This is a genomic window from Natronosporangium hydrolyticum (assembly GCF_016925615.1).
GTDB lineage: Bacteria > Actinomycetota > Actinomycetes > Mycobacteriales > Micromonosporaceae > Natronosporangium > Natronosporangium hydrolyticum.
The window spans coordinates 4,798,424-4,813,625 of record NZ_CP070499.1 but is presented as its reverse complement, the minus strand read 5'-3'; the positions used below and the strand labels follow the sequence as shown (position 1 = coordinate 4,813,625).

Annotated in this window: 17 protein-coding genes and 2 pseudogenes; 9 read left to right on the top strand and 10 right to left on the bottom strand. The window is 71.5% G+C overall.

Going from position 1 to position 15,202, the window contains the following annotated elements; genetic code table 11:
* The first annotated feature begins 235 nt into the window (after window positions 1-235).
* The 4 genes and pseudogenes from JQS43_RS21625 to JQS43_RS21610 form a co-directional block, all read left to right on the top strand.
* A complete protein-coding gene (locus JQS43_RS21625; protein ID WP_239676204.1) occupies window positions 236-403 on the top strand; it encodes a DUF3117 domain-containing protein in 168 nt (55 codons plus the stop codon).
* Window positions 404-409: 6 nt separating this feature from the next.
* Window positions 410-1,903: a leucyl aminopeptidase family protein gene (locus JQS43_RS21620; RefSeq protein ID WP_420847612.1), complete on the top strand. Its 1,494-nt coding sequence runs from the start codon at window positions 410-412 to the stop codon at window positions 1,901-1,903.
* A gap of 72 nt (window positions 1,904-1,975) precedes the next feature.
* Window positions 1,976-3,280: a S1C family serine protease gene (locus JQS43_RS21615; protein WP_239676203.1), complete on the top strand. Its 1,305-nt coding sequence runs from the start codon at window positions 1,976-1,978 to the stop codon at window positions 3,278-3,280.
* Window positions 3,281-3,333: 53 nt separating this feature from the next.
* A pseudogene (locus tag JQS43_RS21610) lies at window positions 3,334-3,568 on the top strand (twin-arginine translocase TatA/TatE family subunit); the annotation flags it as partial.
* A gap of 412 nt (window positions 3,569-3,980) precedes the next feature.
* Here JQS43_RS21610 and JQS43_RS21605 read toward each other — a convergent pair.
* The gene (locus JQS43_RS21605) at window positions 3,981-5,129 is read right to left on the bottom strand and encodes an Mrp/NBP35 family ATP-binding protein (protein WP_239676202.1); all 1,149 of its coding nucleotides are present in this window, start codon (window positions 5,127-5,129) and stop codon (window positions 3,981-3,983) included.
* Window positions 5,130-5,273: 144 nt separating this feature from the next.
* Between JQS43_RS21605 and JQS43_RS21600 the strand changes: the two genes are divergently transcribed.
* Complete coding sequence (locus JQS43_RS21600; RefSeq protein ID WP_239676201.1) at window positions 5,274-6,164, top strand: MEDS domain-containing protein; 891 nt, start codon at window positions 5,274-5,276, stop codon at window positions 6,162-6,164.
* Between the two features lie 2 nt (window positions 6,165-6,166).
* On the top strand, window positions 6,167-7,111 hold the full coding sequence (locus JQS43_RS21595) for a sensor histidine kinase (protein ID WP_239679528.1): 945 nt from the start codon (window positions 6,167-6,169) through the stop codon (window positions 7,109-7,111).
* Window positions 7,112-7,130: 19 nt separating this feature from the next.
* Here JQS43_RS21595 and JQS43_RS21590 read toward each other — a convergent pair whose 3' ends face one another.
* Complete coding sequence (locus tag JQS43_RS21590; protein ID WP_239676200.1) at window positions 7,131-7,622, bottom strand: hypothetical protein; 492 nt, start codon at window positions 7,620-7,622, stop codon at window positions 7,131-7,133.
* A gap of 88 nt (window positions 7,623-7,710) precedes the next feature.
* On the opposite strand from JQS43_RS21590, the gene JQS43_RS21585 reads away from it, so the two are divergent.
* Window positions 7,711-8,628 (top strand): DMT family transporter, encoded by a 918-nt coding sequence (locus JQS43_RS21585; protein ID WP_239676199.1) that lies wholly within the window; start codon window positions 7,711-7,713, stop codon window positions 8,626-8,628.
* 26 nt (window positions 8,629-8,654) lie between these two features.
* On the opposite strand, the gene JQS43_RS26215 is transcribed toward JQS43_RS21585, so the two are convergent.
* Together JQS43_RS26215 and JQS43_RS21575 are read right to left on the bottom strand one after the other, a co-directional pair.
* The gene (locus JQS43_RS26215) at window positions 8,655-8,921 is read right to left on the bottom strand and encodes a DUF4190 domain-containing protein (RefSeq protein ID WP_338037137.1); all 267 of its coding nucleotides are present in this window, start codon (window positions 8,919-8,921) and stop codon (window positions 8,655-8,657) included.
* 265 nt (window positions 8,922-9,186) lie between these two features.
* A complete protein-coding gene (locus tag JQS43_RS21575; RefSeq protein ID WP_239676197.1) occupies window positions 9,187-9,714 on the bottom strand; it encodes a DUF4190 domain-containing protein in 528 nt (175 codons plus the stop codon).
* A 118-nt stretch (window positions 9,715-9,832) separates the two neighbouring features.
* Between JQS43_RS21575 and JQS43_RS21570 the strand changes: the two genes are divergently transcribed.
* Window positions 9,833-10,624 (top strand): SDR family NAD(P)-dependent oxidoreductase, encoded by a 792-nt coding sequence (locus JQS43_RS21570; protein ID WP_239676196.1) that lies wholly within the window; start codon window positions 9,833-9,835, stop codon window positions 10,622-10,624.
* Between the two features lie 59 nt (window positions 10,625-10,683).
* Here the strand turns inward: JQS43_RS21570 and JQS43_RS21565 are convergent, their stop codons facing one another.
* From JQS43_RS21565 to trxA, 4 genes are all read right to left on the bottom strand, one after another.
* The gene (locus JQS43_RS21565) at window positions 10,684-11,091 is read right to left on the bottom strand and encodes a DUF4190 domain-containing protein (protein WP_239676195.1); all 408 of its coding nucleotides are present in this window, start codon (window positions 11,089-11,091) and stop codon (window positions 10,684-10,686) included.
* Between the two features lie 88 nt (window positions 11,092-11,179).
* On the bottom strand, window positions 11,180-11,653 hold the full coding sequence (locus JQS43_RS21560) for a DUF4190 domain-containing protein (RefSeq protein ID WP_239676194.1): 474 nt from the start codon (window positions 11,651-11,653) through the stop codon (window positions 11,180-11,182).
* A gap of 58 nt (window positions 11,654-11,711) precedes the next feature.
* Entirely contained in the window at window positions 11,712-12,752 is a 1,041-nt protein-coding gene (locus tag JQS43_RS21555) for an Rv2578c family radical SAM protein (protein ID WP_239676193.1), read from the bottom strand.
* 26 nt (window positions 12,753-12,778) lie between these two features.
* Complete coding sequence (trxA, locus tag JQS43_RS21550) at window positions 12,779-13,135, bottom strand: thioredoxin (RefSeq protein ID WP_239676192.1); 357 nt, start codon at window positions 13,133-13,135, stop codon at window positions 12,779-12,781.
* Between the two features lie 121 nt (window positions 13,136-13,256).
* On the opposite strand from trxA, the pseudogene JQS43_RS21545 reads away from it, so the two are divergent.
* Window positions 13,257-13,532: pseudogene (locus tag JQS43_RS21545) on the top strand (thiol-disulfide oxidoreductase DCC family protein); the annotation flags it as partial.
* Here the strand turns inward: JQS43_RS21545 and JQS43_RS21540 are convergent.
* Both JQS43_RS21540 and JQS43_RS21535 read right to left on the bottom strand, forming a co-directional pair.
* The gene (locus JQS43_RS21540) at window positions 13,503-14,477 is read right to left on the bottom strand and encodes an MFS transporter permease (protein WP_338037136.1); all 975 of its coding nucleotides are present in this window, start codon (window positions 14,475-14,477) and stop codon (window positions 13,503-13,505) included. The pseudogene JQS43_RS21545 and the gene JQS43_RS21540 overlap by 30 nt on opposite strands.
* Window positions 14,465-14,905: a hypothetical protein gene (locus JQS43_RS21535; RefSeq protein WP_239676190.1), complete on the bottom strand. Its 441-nt coding sequence runs from the start codon at window positions 14,903-14,905 to the stop codon at window positions 14,465-14,467. The genes JQS43_RS21540 and JQS43_RS21535 overlap by 13 nt, the downstream gene beginning before the upstream one ends.
* Window positions 14,906-15,202: the final 297 nt, after the last annotated feature.

The following is a 15,202-nucleotide window of genomic DNA, read 5'->3' as shown; positions in this document are numbered from 1 at the left end:
AGCCGCTCATTGTGACATGGGGTTTGCGGGTTGGCCAGGTAATTGTCACATCGTTACCAGGCCGGTTTGAGATGGCGGGCCACAATCAGGGAAAATCAAATGTCCGTGCTGCGCACGGCGCAGCCATGGTGGCAGGAGGGGCGCGTGAAGGGTAACCCATCGGTGACTGGCCGCAGCCAGGGTGGTCGGCCGGCGGGTGTGCTGCGACGCTCCACAACCCTTGAGGGGAGACGAGATGGCGGCGATGAAGCCGCGGACGGGTGACGGTCCGCTGGAAGTCACCAAGGAGGGCCGGGGCATCGTCATGCGGGTCCCGCTGGAGGGCGGCGGCCGACTTGTGGTGGAGATGACACCGGACGAGGCGACCGCGCTCGGCGCGGCCCTGAAGACCGCTGTCGGCTGACGCCTCGTGCTTGTAGTTCGACTTGCGGCCGGCGCGGCGCCGGCCGCTTCGCTCGCGCTGCCGGTGGCGCCGGGTGCGGAGGGGGCGCCGGCAACGCTGGTCGCCCCCGCCCGCCCGGTCCCCGAGCAGCTGGCCGTTGAGTGCGCGGCGATGGTGAAGCAGGCACCGCATCGGGGCGGTGCCGGGTCGGTCTCCTCCCTGCCCCGGCCGCTCGGAAAACCGCATCGGGTGCTGCTGGTCGGGGTGGGCGGCGGCGCCGAGGGTGACTGGCGGGCCGCTGGCGCCGCGCTCGCCCGGGCGGCCAGCCGGGAGACCGCGCTGACCGTGTCCCTCCCAGCGGAGGTCGGTGCGCCCGCGGTGCGCGGACTGGCCGAAGGGCTGCTGCTCGCCTCCTACCGGTACCGGCTCGGCGCCGACCCCCCGGGCCAGGCGCCGCAGCTGCGTCGGGTCGCGATCCAGGTCGACGACCCGGGCCGCTACCAGGCGGCGCTGGCGACCGCCCAGGCGGTGGCGGAGGTCACCGCTTTCGCGCGGGATCTGACCAACGCTCCCGCTGCGCAGAAGACCCCGGCGTGGTTCGTCCGGCAGGTGACGAAGCTGGCGGCCAAGGCCGGGCCGGCGAGCCAGCTGAAGGTGCGTGCCCGAGAGGTGGCGGAGCTGCGGCGCGACGGTTTCGGCGGGATTCTGGCGGTCGGCGCCGGGTCGGTGAATCCACCCCGGCTGCTGGAGGTCTCCTGGCGGCCGCGCGGCGCCGGTCAGCACGTGGCGCTGGTCGGCAAGGGCATCACCTTCGACACCGGCGGGATCTCGCTCAAGCCGGCCGCCGCCATGAAACTGATGCGCAAGGACATGGCCGGTGGGGCGGCGGTTGCCGCCGCCGCGCTCGGGGCGGCCCGGCTCCGGCTCCCGGTGCGGGTGACCGCGCTGGTGCCGCTGGCCGAAAACATGGTCGGCGGAGCGGCGCAACGGCCCGGCGATGTGATCCGGCACTGGGGCGGCAAGACCAGTGAGGTCCGCAACACCGACGCGGAGGGGCGGCTGGTGCTCGCGGATGCGTTGGCGTATGCGGCGACCCGGCTGCGGCCGGATCGGCTGGTCGATCTCGCCACCCTCACCGGTGCGAACGCGGTGGCGCTCGGGAAGCGCACCGGCGCCCTCTACAGCGAGGACGCCGATCTCGCCGGTGAGTTGGCGGCGGCGGCGGCCGGCGCTGGCGAGCGAGTGTGGCGGATGCCGCTGGTCGAGGATTACATCGACGCACTCGGTAGCGACCTGGCCGACCTCAATAACGCTCCGGAGGGTGGCGCGGGGTCGGTGCTGGCCGCGCTCTACCTTCGTGAGTTCACCGGTGCTGCCCGGTCCCGCTGGGCACATATCGACATGTCCGCGCCGTCCTGGGCGGAGCGGGACGACGGCGAGTTGAGCCGGGGCGCCACCGGCTGGGGAGTACGCACGCTGTTGCGCTGGCTGGGCTCTGATGTGGCCATACCCGAGGAGTAAGCCGCTGGGCAATCTGCACGATCTTAGTAGATTATCCGAATTCTCCTCGGCTACCCATGTCATGCTGGATCGGTGAGCGACGGCGCACCCTGGACCGGACCGTCGAGGGCCGTCCCGCCGGGGCCGCCCCCGACCGAGCCGGGGGCGACCATCCCGGCTCGGTCGGCCGACTTCTGGTGGTCTGACGGCCAGCACGACCCATGGCGCAACCCCGCCACCCCGACCGAGATCGTGGTGGCGGCGCCGTCCGCGCCCGACCTGCCGGAGCTGGAGCCGGTAGCCGATCCGACCGCGGCCACCGGCGGCCGGCTCCGGCTGGTGCCGGTGGTGCTGGTCACCGCCCTGCTGGTCGGCCTGGTCGCCGGCGCCATGGGCGGCACCCTCGGGTACCGGTTCGGTGCCGGGCAGGCGCCGGGCACGGTGCTGGGAGCCGGTCCGGAGGCCGATCCGGCGGCGGTGGCCCAACGGCCGCCCGAGAGCCTCGCCGCGGTGGTGGATCAGGTCGCCCCGAGCGTGGTGACGGTCCGCTCCACCGGCCGCGGTGGCGGCACGGTCGGCTCCGGCTTCGTCGTCTCCTCCGATGGGCACGTGCTCACCAACGACCACGTGCTCGGGGCCGGCGGAGTGCCGCCGACCGTCACCCGGCACGACGGCGAGACGGTGACCGCCGACGTGGTCGGCCGCGATGCCGAGGCCGACATCGCCGTCCTGCATGTGCCGCAGCTCGCCGCGCCATCGGTCCGGTTCGGCGACTCCGAGACGGTGGCCGTCGGTGATCAGGTGCTCGCATTCGGCTCGCCGCTGGCGTTGGCCAACACCGTGACCTCGGGCATCGTCAGCGCGGTGGACCGCACTATCGTCGCGGGTGACCCGGGCGATGAGACCCGGTATTACGCCGCGATCCAGACCGACGCCGCGGTCAACCAGGGCAACTCCGGCGGCCCGCTGGTGGACGCGGCTGGCCAGGTCGTCGGCATGAACTCCGTGATCAAATCAGTGGCGTCGTCGGCGGAGGAGGCGGCGAACATCGGTCTCGCCTTCGCCATCCCGATCAGCCACGCCCAACGGGTGGCCCAGGAGTTGATCGACACCGGCACCGCGCGCCGGACGGTCATCGGCGCGGAGCTCGACCGGGTGAGCCGCTCCGCCGGGGGCGGTGTTCGGCTCTCCGCGGTGGTCGACGACGGGCCCGCGGCCGAGGCCGGGCTACAGGCCGGTGATGTTCTGGTACGGATGCAGGACCGGCAGCTCGCCGAGCCTGCCGACCTGATCGCGCTGGTTCGCAAGCATCCGCCGGGTGCGGTGGTCACCGTCGAGTATCTACGCGGCGGCGCCCCTGCCCAGGCCGCCGTGACGCTCGTCGCCGACGGCGACTGACCCGCCAGCTACGCTAGTGGGGCGCCCGCCCGGCCGGCTGCAAGGAGGAGAGCGTGTTCTCTAACCTCAACTGGTATAACGTCGCGATTCTGCTGCTGTTGGCCCTGTTCATCTTCGGTGACAAGCTACCGCAGATGATCACCGACGGCCTGCGGATGGTGCGGAACCTTCGCCGGATGGCGCAGAACGCGACCTCCGACCTGAGCCGGGAACTCGGCACCGACATCCGGGTCGAAGACCTTCACCCCAAGGCGTTCGTCCGTAAGCATCTGCTCAGCGAGGCCGACCAGGAGAAGCTGCTGCAGCCCATCAAGGGCATCTCCGAGGACGTGTTGCAGCAGACCAAGGGCATCCAGGACGAACTCAAAGAGGTCGGCCGGCAGGCCGACCAGGTCGCTGGCGAGGTAAAGGGCGCGACCGGGGCGCGTCGCGGCAACGGGGCGAAGCAACGGCGTGGCGGCGAGGCCGCGAGCGCCACCGGCGACGGCAGCGCGGCGGTGGCGGGTGCGACCGGTGCGGTCGCGGCGGGCGCGGCCGGGGCCGGCGAGCCCACGGAGCGGGCGGCCGAGAGCGGTGGCGCCGACGCCGCCCCGCCGGCCGGGCGCCCCCGGTTCGACGACATCACTTAGCCGGGCATCAGCAAGCGGGGCATCAGCAAGCGGGGCATCAGCTAGCGAGCCCCGCCGGGCGGAGGCCAGCGTCAGCGGGGCGTGGGCTGCAGACCCAACGGTTTGCCGGCGAGCGACTCCCGGCGCACCGCCAGCTGATCGGCGATGGTGATCAGAGCTTTGGCGGCCGGGCTGTCCGGCGAGGTGAGGACGAGCGGATTGCCCTCGTCACCGGTCTCCCGGACCGCGGTGTCCAGCGGCACCTGGCCGAGCAGTGGCACCGGCCCGCCCACCAGTGTGGTCAGCGAGTCCGAGACGGCCTGCCCGCCACCGGCGCCGAACACCTCCATCCGCTCGCCGGAGGGTAGCTCCAGCCACGACATGTTTTCGACGACTCCGACCAACCGCTGATGAGTCTGCAGCGCGATGCCGCCGGCCCGCTCGGCGACCTCCGCCGCCGCTACCTGCGGCGTGGTGACCACGAGGATCTCCGCGTTGGGGAGCAGCTGCGCTACCGAGATCGCGATGTCGCCGGTGCCCGGGGGGAGGTCCAGCAGCAGCACGTCCAGCTCGCCCCACCAGACATCGGCGAGGAACTGCTGCAGTGCCCGGTGCAGCATCGGGCCGCGCCACACCACTGCGGCGTTGTTGGCGGTGAACATGCCGATCGAGATGACCTTGATGCCGTGGGCGGGCACCGGCATGATCATGTCTTCGACCTGGGTCGGGCGGCCGGTCGCCCCGAGCATCCGGGGGACGCTGTGACCGTAGATGTCGGCGTCGATCACGCCGACCGAGAGGCCCCGCTGGGCCAGGGCCGCCGCGAGGTTGACGGTCACGCTCGACTTCCCGACGCCCCCCTTGCCGGAGGCGACCGCGTACACCCGGGTGCGAGAGCCGGGCTGCGCGAACGGGATCACCGGCTCTCCCCCGCCGCTGCCGCCGCGGAGGCGTTGTTGCAGCTCCTGGCGTTGTTCGGAGGACATGACGCCGAACTCGACCGAGACCGCGGTGACCCCGGCGACCCGGCCTACGGCGGTGGTGATGTCGTTGCGCAGCTTGTCTTTGAGTGGGCAACCGGCCACGGTGAGCAATAGCTCGACCTGGACCTCGCCGCCCTCCCCGATGGTGACATCCCGGACCATCCCGAGCTCGGTAACCGGCTTCTTGATCTCCGGGTCGTCAACCGTGGCCAGGGCAGCCTGCACCGCGTCGGTCATGGTGGTCGCTTCGGCAGCCATATTGCCCATGGTACGTGCGTGCTCCGCCGAGCACCGGCGCGCCCGATGAGTGGACGTACCCCTGGCGCAAGTGCGACGATCGGGAACGACTGCCGCGCGTCGGGCAGGTCGCCCACGGCTCGGCCAGTCGGTAGGGGGCGCGTGATGGCACACCCGACGACCGTGGACCGACTCGCCCTCGGGGACCACGTATGCTGGACGTTTCAGGGCGAAGGTGAACGCCTCGACGCAATGGCCAGGTTCGTCTCTGCCGGATTGGAGCACGGGCACAAGGTGGTCTACAGCACAGCCTCGTTGGCGCCGGCGGCGGTGCTCGCGGGGCTGCGTGCCCGGGGGGTGAGGGTTGCGGAGCCCGCTCGCACCGGCCAGCTGCAGGCCCAGAGCTCCGCCACGGCATTCACCGCGGCCGGCGACTTCTCTGCCGATCAGCTACTCGACGCCTACGCCACCGAGATCGCCCGGTCCGACCGCGAGGGGTACGCCGGGGTCCGGATCATCGGCGACATGGCCTGGGCGAGCGACTCGGCGGTGACCACCGAGGCGCTCGCCGAGTTCGAGGTCCGGGCGAACGCGCTGTTCGCCCAGGGGCACGCGGTCGGGCTGTGCCAGTACGACCGGCGCCAGTTCCCCGCGACGGCCCTGCGCCGGGTGGGCGCTGCGCACTTTGGCACGACCTGGTCCGAGACCGACCAGCGGTGGTCGCCGCTGCTGCGGATGACCAGGACCGAGAACCCGCCCGGCCTCCGGTTGGTCGGCGAGGTGGACATCAGTAACTATGATGCGTTCACCGGCGTGTTGCGGGCGGCGGTCGCCGAGCAGCGGGCAGACCCGCGGCCAACGGCGTTGGTGATCGATGCCGGGGCGTTGCGCTTTGTCGATGCGCGGGGGGTGGGGTTGCTGGTGGAGGCCGCGGCGACCGCCCCGGCAGGGGTCCACCTTCGTTGTTGCCAGCCGGTGCTCGCCCAGAGCATCGCGGCGGTCGAGCCCGGCGCCCCGGGGCTTACCGTGAGCTTCTCCGACACCGGAGCTACGTGACCATGGAATCCTTCGTCCATGAGGCGTTCTTCTACCGTGGCCGGGACGAGTTTCTCGCCGCCACGGTGCCCTTCATCGAGAAGGGGCTCGCGCAGGACGAACCAGTGCTGGCGGCGACGCAGCCGGCGAATCTGTCCCGGCTGCGGGCGGCGCTGGGCACCACGGTCAGCCAGCTGCACCTGGTGGACCTGGTGCGGGCCGGCCGGAATCCGGGCCGGATCTTACCGGCGGTGCTGCTCGCGTTCGTGCACGCCCACGCTGGTCGCCGGGTCTGGATGATCAGCGAGGCGACCTGGCCCGGCCGCTCCGATCTGGAGTATCCAGCCTGTGTCCAGCATGAGGCGCTGGCCAACGTCGCGGCAGCGGAGACTGAAGCGATCATGCGGTGTCCGTATGATGCCGAGTCGCTGCCGCCCACCGCGATAACTGACGCGGAGCGCACCCACCCGGTGGTCTTCTCCCCGGAGGGGAGTCACCCCAGCACCCAGTACGCCGACCCGTTCACCGTGGCGGAGGAGTGCAACCTGCCGTTGTCGGCGCCGCCGGCCGACGCAGTCACGTTCCCGGTCGCCATCGCCCAGCTGGCGGGCCTTCGGCAGTTCGTCGCCGAGCAAGGCGAGAAGGCGGGGCTGCCGGCGGCCCGGATCGCCGACGCGATCATCGCGGCGAACGAGCTGGCCAGCAATACGCTCGATCATGATGGCGGCCCGGGGACGCTGGCCTGCTGGACCGAGGCGGACCACCTCGTCTGCCAGTTGGACGACCACGGCCACATCGGCGACCCGCTCGCCGGGCGGCTCCCGCCGGGCGCGGAGGCGTTGGCCGGGCGGGGTCTCTACGTCGTCAACCAGCTCTGCGATCTGGTCCGGATCCACACCCGACCAGGTCGCACCACCATCCGGGTGCTGATCGGGCCGGGGGAAGGGGCGCCGCGGCTGCGGTGGTGACTCACCCGGCGGCCACGGGTCAACGGCGGCGTACCCGATGGAGCCGGAAGGGAGTCCGGACCGCCCGTCGGGCCGGCGACTCCCGGGGCGGTTCGGCCAACGAGGTGTCGGGCAAGCTGCCGGCCGCAGCGACCGGACCCTCCGCCGGCGCGAACTCATAGACCTCGCACTCGGCGGCCCATCGGGCCACCAGGCTCGCGGCGTCGCCGCTGGCGTTGAGTCGCTTGCCAGCCAGCTGCGGCGCCAGCTCAGCCCAGCGTTCGCCAGCGGGGTCGAGCCGCCGCACCGCCGCCGGCCAGCTGACGACCCGGCCGCCGTGGCTGCCGCGCAGCGTGACCACCGCCCGGTCCGCGCCGGCCAGCCCCGGCAACTGCTGCTCGCCCGGGCCGGTGACCAGCCACAGCGACCCCGTCACCGGCACACACCAGACCAACCGGGCGGGCTGGTCGGCGACCTCGACCCAGGCCACCGCGGCCTTCCGCATCGCCTCGTCGATCAGCGGCTGCCCCATCCGGCCATGGTATCGGCGTCGCACCGGCGGCGGCGTACCGACGGCCGCCCGGGTCGGCCGCCCGGCCCGGCGGTTAGGCTCGACAGCCGTGTCCTCCCTGCGCACGGCGCCGCCATTGACGATCGCCGCGCTGTTCGTCGCGGTGGTCGGAGTCTCTTCCTCAGCCCCGCTGATCGCCTACGCGGCCGCCCCCGCCCTGGCGGTCGCGTACTGGCGAAACGCGTTGGCGGTGGCGGTACTGGCGCCGGTCGCGACTGCGTTGCCGACGCCGCGGCGGGAGCTGCGCACGCTGTTGACCGGACCGGAGGGTCGGGTCAGCATCGTCGCCGGGGTGGCGCTCGCGGCGCACTTCGGGGCGTGGGTGCCGAGCGTACGGATGACCACCGTGGCGGCGGCGACCGCGCTGGTCGCCACCCAGCCGGTCTGGCAAGGGCTGATCGCCCGGGCACAGGGCCGGCAGCTGCCGCGGGCCATGTGGTGGGGGATCAGTCTCGCGGTCGCCGGTGCGGTGGCCACCACCGGCGCCGACCTTGCCGGGTCGCTGCGGGCGGTGGCGGGGGACGGGCTGGCCCTGCTCGGCGCGGTGGCGGGAGCGGTCTATACGGCGGCCGGGGAGCGGGTCCGGGCGACCGTCAGCACGCTGAGCTACACCACCGTGTGCTACAGCTCGTGCACCGTGGTGCTGCTGGCGGTGTGCCTGGCCGGCGGGGTTCCGCTCACCGGTTACCCGGCCACGGCTTGGCTGGCGATCGGTGGGTTGGTGCTCGGGGCCCAGCTGCTGGGTCACTCGATGTTCAGCTACGCCCTCCGGCGGGTCTCCGCCCCGACGGTAAGCGTTCTGATCTTGCTCGAGGTGCCGGGCGCGACGCTGCTCGGCTGGTGGTGGCTGGGGCAGTTGCCGGAACCGGCGACCTGGCCGGGCCTGACGCTGCTGGTGATCGGGGTGGCGGTGGTGATCCGCGCCGGCTACCAGGCGCCTCCGCCGCAGGCGCGGGCGATAGTCTAGGAGGACGCGGTCTAGAAGGACGCGGTCTAGAAGGACGTGGTGAAGAACAGGATGGCCGCGAGCAGCAGCAGCACCGAGAGGCCGGCACCGATCCACCCCACGATCACCCCGGTGAGGGCCATGCCCCGGCCGCCCTCGCCGCGCTCTCGGCACTGTTTCAACCCGACGTGCCCGAGGATCGCGCCGACGATCGCGATCGGTAGCACGATCACACTGAGGAAAATGAAGCAGAACGAGAGGCAGACCAGGAGGACTGCCCCTGCCAACGACAGCGACATCGAGGTGACCGCCATAGCGTTGGTCTTCGGCGGCGGGACATACCCATAGCCGGGCGGCGGGTAGCCGTAGCCAGCAGGCGGGTAGCCGTAGCCCGGCTGGTGCCCGTAGCCGGGCGGATAACCAGGGGGGTATGCCGCAGCCGGGGGGCCCGTGGGATATCCCGGCGGCGGGCCGGGATAAGGCTGCGGAGGCGGCCCGGCCGTGGGATCGCGCCAGCCGCCCGCGGGATCGGGGTAGCTCATGACGCCCCGCACCCGTGGCCGGCGTGCCCGGACAGGATCAGAGTGACCCCTCCTGAGAGATCGCGATCGCGATAACGGTGATGTAGCCGGCGACGCCGAGCCCGCACAGCCCGGTCAGGATCCAGCCGATGACGATGCCGGCGAGGGCCATCCCGTCGCCCTCCTCGCCGCGCTCCCGGATCTGCTTGCGGGCGATATGGCCGAGGATCGCCCCGACCGGTGCGGACAGGCACACCATCAGCCCGGCCAGCGAGCACACGAGCGACGCGATAGCCATGCCGTTGGTCGACCGTGGCTGGTACGGAGCGGGGGCGGTAGCGTACGGCTGGCCGGGCGGCGGGCTGTAGCCGGGCGGCGGGCTGTAGCCCGGCGGGGGGCTGTAGCCCGGCGGGGGGTTGTAACCGGGCGGCGGTGACCCGAAGCTCTGCTGTTGCTCGGCCGAGCCCGCTGGCTGGTAGGGGTCGGCGGTGGGGTAACCCATCTGGGTCGGCTGCTCGTGGACCGAGCCCGAACCGGGTTGCGGGTGGTACGGGTCCGACCAGTCGCCGGACGAAGGTTGTGACATTGCCCGTTCTCCAAAGGGGCCGAAACTGCTGAGGGGTGGCGCCAGCCTAGGGTAGCGGACCGACGCAACCAGCCCGCGGTCGTTGCCCGGGCCCTACGCACCAGGCAGGATCAGCCACATGAGCGACCACGAAGAAGACCTGCCACCAGTGACCGACCGTCTGGACGGTCGGGTGGCGCTGGTGACCGGTACCGGCAGCCCGGAGGGGATCGGCTACGCCACCGCCCGGAGGCTGGTCGGTCTGGGAGCCCGGGTGGGCATCGTCTCCACGACCCGCCGCATTCACGAGCGAGCAGCTGAACTCGGTGCGACCGGGTTCGTCGCGGACCTGACCGATGAGTCCGAAGTGGGGGCGCTCAACGATGCCGTCTCCGACCAGCTCGGCGAGGTGGAAGTGCTGGTCAACAATGCGGGATTGGCGAGCAAGGCGAGCCCGGAGGTGCTGCGCCCGATCGCGCAGCTGAGCCTCGCCGAGTGGCAGGCTGAGGTGGACCGGAACCTGACGACCGCGTTCCTATGTAGTCGAGCATTCGCCCCGCAGATGGCGGAGCGTGGCTGGGGGCGGATCGTCAACCTGTCGGCGACCGCCGGCCCCGTGAACGCACTGCCCGCCGAGGGCGCATACGCGGCGGCGAAGGCGGGGGTGGCAGGGTTGACCCGGGCGTTGGCGATGGAGTTGGTGGCCGACGGGGTCACCGCGAACGCGGTCGCGCCCGCCTCCATCTACACTGCCGCCTCCACCGTCGCCGAACTCAAACAGGGCATCAGCACCCCGATGGGTCGCCCGGGACGGCCCGACGAGGTGGCGGCGGCGATCGCTTTCCTGTGCTCACCGGCGGCCTCTTACATCACCGGCCAAGTGCTGGTGATCGACGGCGGTAACAGCGTCCGGGAAGCGATCTATATCTAACCGGTCGAGCAGCCATCGCGGCCGAGCCTGCCGGTGGGGTCAACCCCGCCAACGGATGGTCAGGCAGACTCGGCCGCGATGGCGAGCCCGAGGAGCCCGCAGCACGCCAGGATGCCCAGTCCGGTGATGATCCAGCCCACGATCACACCGGTGAGGGCCAGGCCGTCGCCTTCTTCACCGCGCTCCCGGATCTGCTTGCGGGAGATGTGCCCCAGGATCGCGCCCACCGGGGCGGAGATCCAGATGAGCAGGCCCGCGAGCGAGCACACCAGCGACACGATCGCCAACGTGTTGGTGCCGCCCCCGGCCGGGGGTTGATACCCACCGACCGGCGGTGGCGGCGGATATCCGCCGGGCTGCTGCTGCTGGTAGCCCGACTGGTCCCCGGCTCCCGCGTACGGGTCGTGCGGGGGCTGCTGGCCAGGCTCGGGTGGTTGCCCATACGGATCGGGCGGTTGGTTACTCATGATCGTTATACCTCCTGATCGGGTACGTTACCGTGCCGGCCGGGCGCGACGGAGCAAGCGGGCGCGAAGCGGGCAGCCGGTGCTGGGATCACCAGGTGGAGCTGGCCATAATGCCCATGAAGAGGACGAAGAACACGGCGTAGCCGACGCAGAACAGCACCAGAAGCCCGGTCTGGACGTAGCCGATGATGAGCCCCACCAGCGCCAGCGTGTCGCCGTCCTCCCCGCGCTCACGGATCTGCCGGCGGGCCACGTGACCGAGGACGATCCCGACCGGCGCGAAGACGACGCCGAACACCAGCGCCAGGATCGCCATGGTGCTGGTCGGCCGCGGCGGCGGATAGACGGCGTAGGGATAGGGGTACGGCGGTGGCGGCTGGCCGGGAGCGGGATCGTAGCCGGGTGGGGGATGACCGGGTGGTGGGGCCGCGGCCGTCGCCGGCGTCAGCTCGGCGCCGGTGGCCCGCGCCGGCTGTGGTGCCTCGGTGGGCGCTGCCGCTGGCGCGTCTGCCGCTGCCGGCTCCGGGGTCGAGCCGGCCGGGTCCGGGGTGGGGTCTGTCATCGGGAGCACCTCCTGGCTGCGGAGCCTACCGTCGCCCCGCAACCACGGTCGCCCATGATCACCACAGGGTGGGTTGCTGGACGAGGGGTGGTGGCGCCGGCTGGTCGACTCGGCGATGCTCGGCCGTAGCCGCCGGCGGATCGTCGTCGCGGCCGATGCCGTGGCGGCGGGCGGCCTGCCGCACCCGGGCGGTGACCTCTCGCTGGTATGCCTGCGGCGCGTAGGAACCCTTGCCGTAGAGGTCGCGGTAGTGCTGGACCAGTTGCGGATGCTCGCGCGCGAGCCACTGGCCATACCACTCGCGGGCGCCGGGCCGCAGATGCAGCGGCAGCGGCGTAAGGCTGGCCGCCCCGGCCGCGGCGATCGCGGCGACGGTCTCCTCCAGCTGGGCCGGGTCGTCAGTCAACCCGGGCAGGATCGGCGCCATCAGCACGCCCACCCGGAATCCGGCATCGGTGAGCCGCCGGACCACCTCCAGCCGCCGCCGCGGGCTCGGCGTGCCAGGCTCGACCGTGCGCCACAGCTGCTCGTCCACCGAGCCGACCGAGACCGCCAGCCCGACCGTGGTGACCGTCGCCGCCTGCCGCAGCAGATCGAGGTCGCGCAGGATCAGCGTGCCCTTGGTCAGGATGGAGAACGGGTTGGCGAAGTCGCGCAGCGCCCCGATCACCCCGCGCATCAGCTGGTAGCGCCCCTCGGCGCGCTGATAACAGTCGACGTTGGTGCCCATGGCGATGGCCGCGCCGCGCCAGCTGGGGGCGGCCAGCTCCCGCCGCAGCAGCTCGGGCGCGTTGACCTTCACCACCACCTGCCGGTCGAAGTCTGCGCCGGGGTCAAGGTCGAGGTAGGTGTGGGTGTTGCGGGCGAAACAGTAGACACAGGCGTGGCTACAGCCCCGGTAAGGGTTGATGGTCCAGTCGAACGGAACGTGGGAAGCGCCGGGGACCCGGTTGATGATCGACTTGGCCTGGATCTCGTAGAAGGTCATCCCGGCGAAGCCGGGGGTGTCGACCCGGCGCACCACGTCCGCCGGGAGCCCCAGCGGCAGCTGCGGGGGGCCGGCCTCGGCCGGCTCCCGCAGCAGATTCGACCAACGCATCTACGCCATCGTACACACGTTCGGGGTCAGGTGGCGGCGAGCTTGGCGCGCACCTCGGTCATGTCGAGCGCCCGGACCTGCTCGATCAACGAGTCGAGCAGCTGTTGCGGCAGCGCACCGGGCTGGGAGAAGACGATCACGCCGTCGCGGATCGCCATGATGGTCGGGATGGAGCGAATCTCGAACTGCGCTGCCAGCGCCTGCTCCGCCTCGGTGTCTACCTTGCCGAAGGTGATGTCCGGGTGCTGCTCGGAGGTGCGTTCGTAGATCGGCGCGAACTGCCGGCACGGGCCGCACCAGCTGGCCCAGAAGTCCACCAGAACGATTCCGTCGCCACCAGCGACCTCGTCGAAGGTCTCGGCGGTCAGCGGCACGGTGGCCATTGATCACTCCATTCACGTCGGGTCATCTGCTGGGTCCAACCGTGCGGTAACCGTGGGTATTCCGACCGGGCGCGGACTGAGGGCGCTCGCCGTTGCCGCCGTCGGGTGGGACAATGAGGTCATGACCGCGACATTCGTGTACGACGGTGACTGCGGATTCTGCACCCGGAGTGCGGAGTTCGCCCAGCGTCGGGTGCCTACCGCCGCCACGATCGTGCCCTGGCAACGGGCCGATCTGACCGCCCTCGGGTTGACCGTCGCCGAGGTCGACGAGGCGGTGCAGTGGGTGGCGCCGGGGCAGCCGGTCCGTTCCGGCCCGGCGGCGATCGCGGAGCTACTTCGCAGCAGCGGCCGCCGGTGGCGGTGGCTAGGCGGACTCCTCGCGCGGCGGCCCGTGCTCAGCCTCGCCTGGCCGGCGTACCGGCTGATCGCCCGCAACCGGCACCGCATGCCCGGCGGCACCGCCGCCTGCGTGCTGCCCAGCGCCGAGCGGGGTGGCAGCACCTCGCCGGCGGCGTAGCCAGGCGCGGGTCCGCACCACCGGGCGGACCCGTTCCAGCGGCAGGAAGCTGGCCATAGCGACCAGGTGCGGCAGGAACGAGATAGTGATCATGGCGAAGGTCACTAGGTGGAACGAGTAGAAGAACCCGACCACCCTTAGCTGCCAGCGCTCCCGCAGCACAAACACCAGCGGGCTGAGGAGTTCGAAGAGCACGATGCCGAGCTGCGCCAGGATCAGCAGCCAGGGCAGCGCCAGCAGCAACTCCGCCAAGAAGGTGCCGCGGCGGATGATCGCCCACGTGAGCGTCGCGCTGGTGATCCACTCCAGCCCGCCGTAGCGGAGCTTCGCCCACGCCGCGAGGAAGTAGGTCGCGATCACCGCCAGCTGAACCACCCGGAGCGCCCAGCCGGTGGCTTCGGAGCGGGTGCGGTCACCGTGCCGGGCCCGGCCGATGGTGGGCAGCACCGCCAGCGCGATCAGGAAGGCGAACCGGTCGTGGTCCACCTTCCCGTAGCTCATCGCGATGATCATCCACTGGAAATAGAGCACCGCCACCAGGGCGCCGGTGAGCCGCGGCCACCGCCCGGTCGCGGCGACCGCCGCGGTGACCAGCAACCCGGCGAACACGCCGTAGACCAGCGCGGCGGTCGGGGTCGGCAGCGGCAGCAGCCGGCCCACGAGCAGCGGCTGATAGAGCTCCCCGGGGATCGCCGCGTGTGCCCGGACCCAGTGGGTGAAGAACAGCACGTCGGCGATGACGAAGACGTAGACCAGGGTCCGGAAGGCGGCCACCCGCCCGAGCGGGACCGGGGCGGTCAGCCAGCGGGTCACGGCCGCCATGTCGCCACCACCTCGTCCTGCCAGTCGCCGGTGACCTCGAAGTCCTGCACCTCGTGCCAGCGGACCACGATCTGGATCTCCCGCAGCGGCGGGGACTGGGGATTGCGCCGCTCGTACGCGTCGGCGACGGTGGCGAGTAGGTCCGGCTCGTCGGCGAAGCGGCCCAGTTGGCCCTCGAACTCGGCCCGCCGGATGCCGGTGTTGGCGGGGGTGATCAGCAGCGCGGCACCGGTTTCGTCGGTCGCTTCGACCCGGGTGTCGCGCGCCGGGGCGTCCGGATCCACCGCACTGGCGTACATCTTGAACGGACCGAACGGGAAGTGGTCGTCCTCGCCCCAGACCGTGCCGGCGAGTAGTAGGCAGCCGGCGATCACCGTCGCGGTGAGCCGGAGCCAGCGGCCACGGCGGGTCAGCCTCTCGGTCTTCATCGGTTTTGTACCGTACCGGTACCGCGGGGGTATCTGTGCCGCACCCGGACGGGCGAACGAATGTGACCTGGGTCTCCTTTTCCACCTCTTTTGCTTGGCCGGGAATTCCTGGATAATTTCCTGCATACAGCGTGGGCGGCGGGTGCCAAAGAGCCTCGCCGCTCATTGCTTTCCACCCCCAGGCCCCCAGCGTTGATCATGGACCTAGGTACATGATCGGGGCCATTTGCGGCCCCTAACCTCATGGTCACCCGGGTGGGGCGGTGGGCTACCAGCGTTGGTCCGTATCGTGCTTGC

Bases quoted from the DNA above. Each gene is read 5' to 3' on its own strand.
- JQS43_RS21595 (WP_239679528.1), top strand. From the start codon at position 6,167: ATGGAATCCTTCGTCCATGAGGCGTTCTTCTACCGTGGCCGGGACGAG.
- JQS43_RS21600 (WP_239676201.1), top strand. From the start codon at position 5,274: ATGGCACACCCGACGACCGTGGACCGACTCGCCCTCGGGGACCACGTA.
- JQS43_RS21535 (WP_239676190.1), bottom strand. From the start codon at position 14,905: ATGAAGACCGAGAGGCTGACCCGCCGTGGCCGCTGGCTCCGGCTCACC.
- JQS43_RS21560 (WP_239676194.1), bottom strand. From the start codon at position 11,653: ATGACAGACCCCACCCCGGACCCGGCCGGCTCGACCCCGGAGCCGGCA.
- JQS43_RS21575 (WP_239676197.1), bottom strand. From the start codon at position 9,714: ATGTCACAACCTTCGTCCGGCGACTGGTCGGACCCGTACCACCCGCAA.
- JQS43_RS21625 (WP_239676204.1), top strand. From the start codon at position 236: ATGGCGGCGATGAAGCCGCGGACGGGTGACGGTCCGCTGGAAGTCACC.
- JQS43_RS26215 (WP_338037137.1), bottom strand. From the start codon at position 8,921: ATGGCGGTCACCTCGATGTCGCTGTCGTTGGCAGGGGCAGTCCTCCTG.
- JQS43_RS21570 (WP_239676196.1), top strand. From the start codon at position 9,833: ATGAGCGACCACGAAGAAGACCTGCCACCAGTGACCGACCGTCTGGAC.
- trxA (WP_239676192.1), bottom strand. From the start codon at position 13,135: ATGGCCACCGTGCCGCTGACCGCCGAGACCTTCGACGAGGTCGCTGGT.
- JQS43_RS21565 (WP_239676195.1), bottom strand. From the start codon at position 11,091: ATGAGTAACCAACCGCCCGATCCGTATGGGCAACCACCCGAGCCTGGC.
- JQS43_RS21555 (WP_239676193.1), bottom strand. From the start codon at position 12,752: ATGCGTTGGTCGAATCTGCTGCGGGAGCCGGCCGAGGCCGGCCCCCCG.
- JQS43_RS21605 (WP_239676202.1), bottom strand. From the start codon at position 5,129: ATGGCTGCCGAAGCGACCACCATGACCGACGCGGTGCAGGCTGCCCTG.
- JQS43_RS21540 (WP_338037136.1), bottom strand. From the start codon at position 14,477: ATGGCGGCCGTGACCCGCTGGCTGACCGCCCCGGTCCCGCTCGGGCGG.
- JQS43_RS21590 (WP_239676200.1), bottom strand. From the start codon at position 7,622: ATGGGGCAGCCGCTGATCGACGAGGCGATGCGGAAGGCCGCGGTGGCC.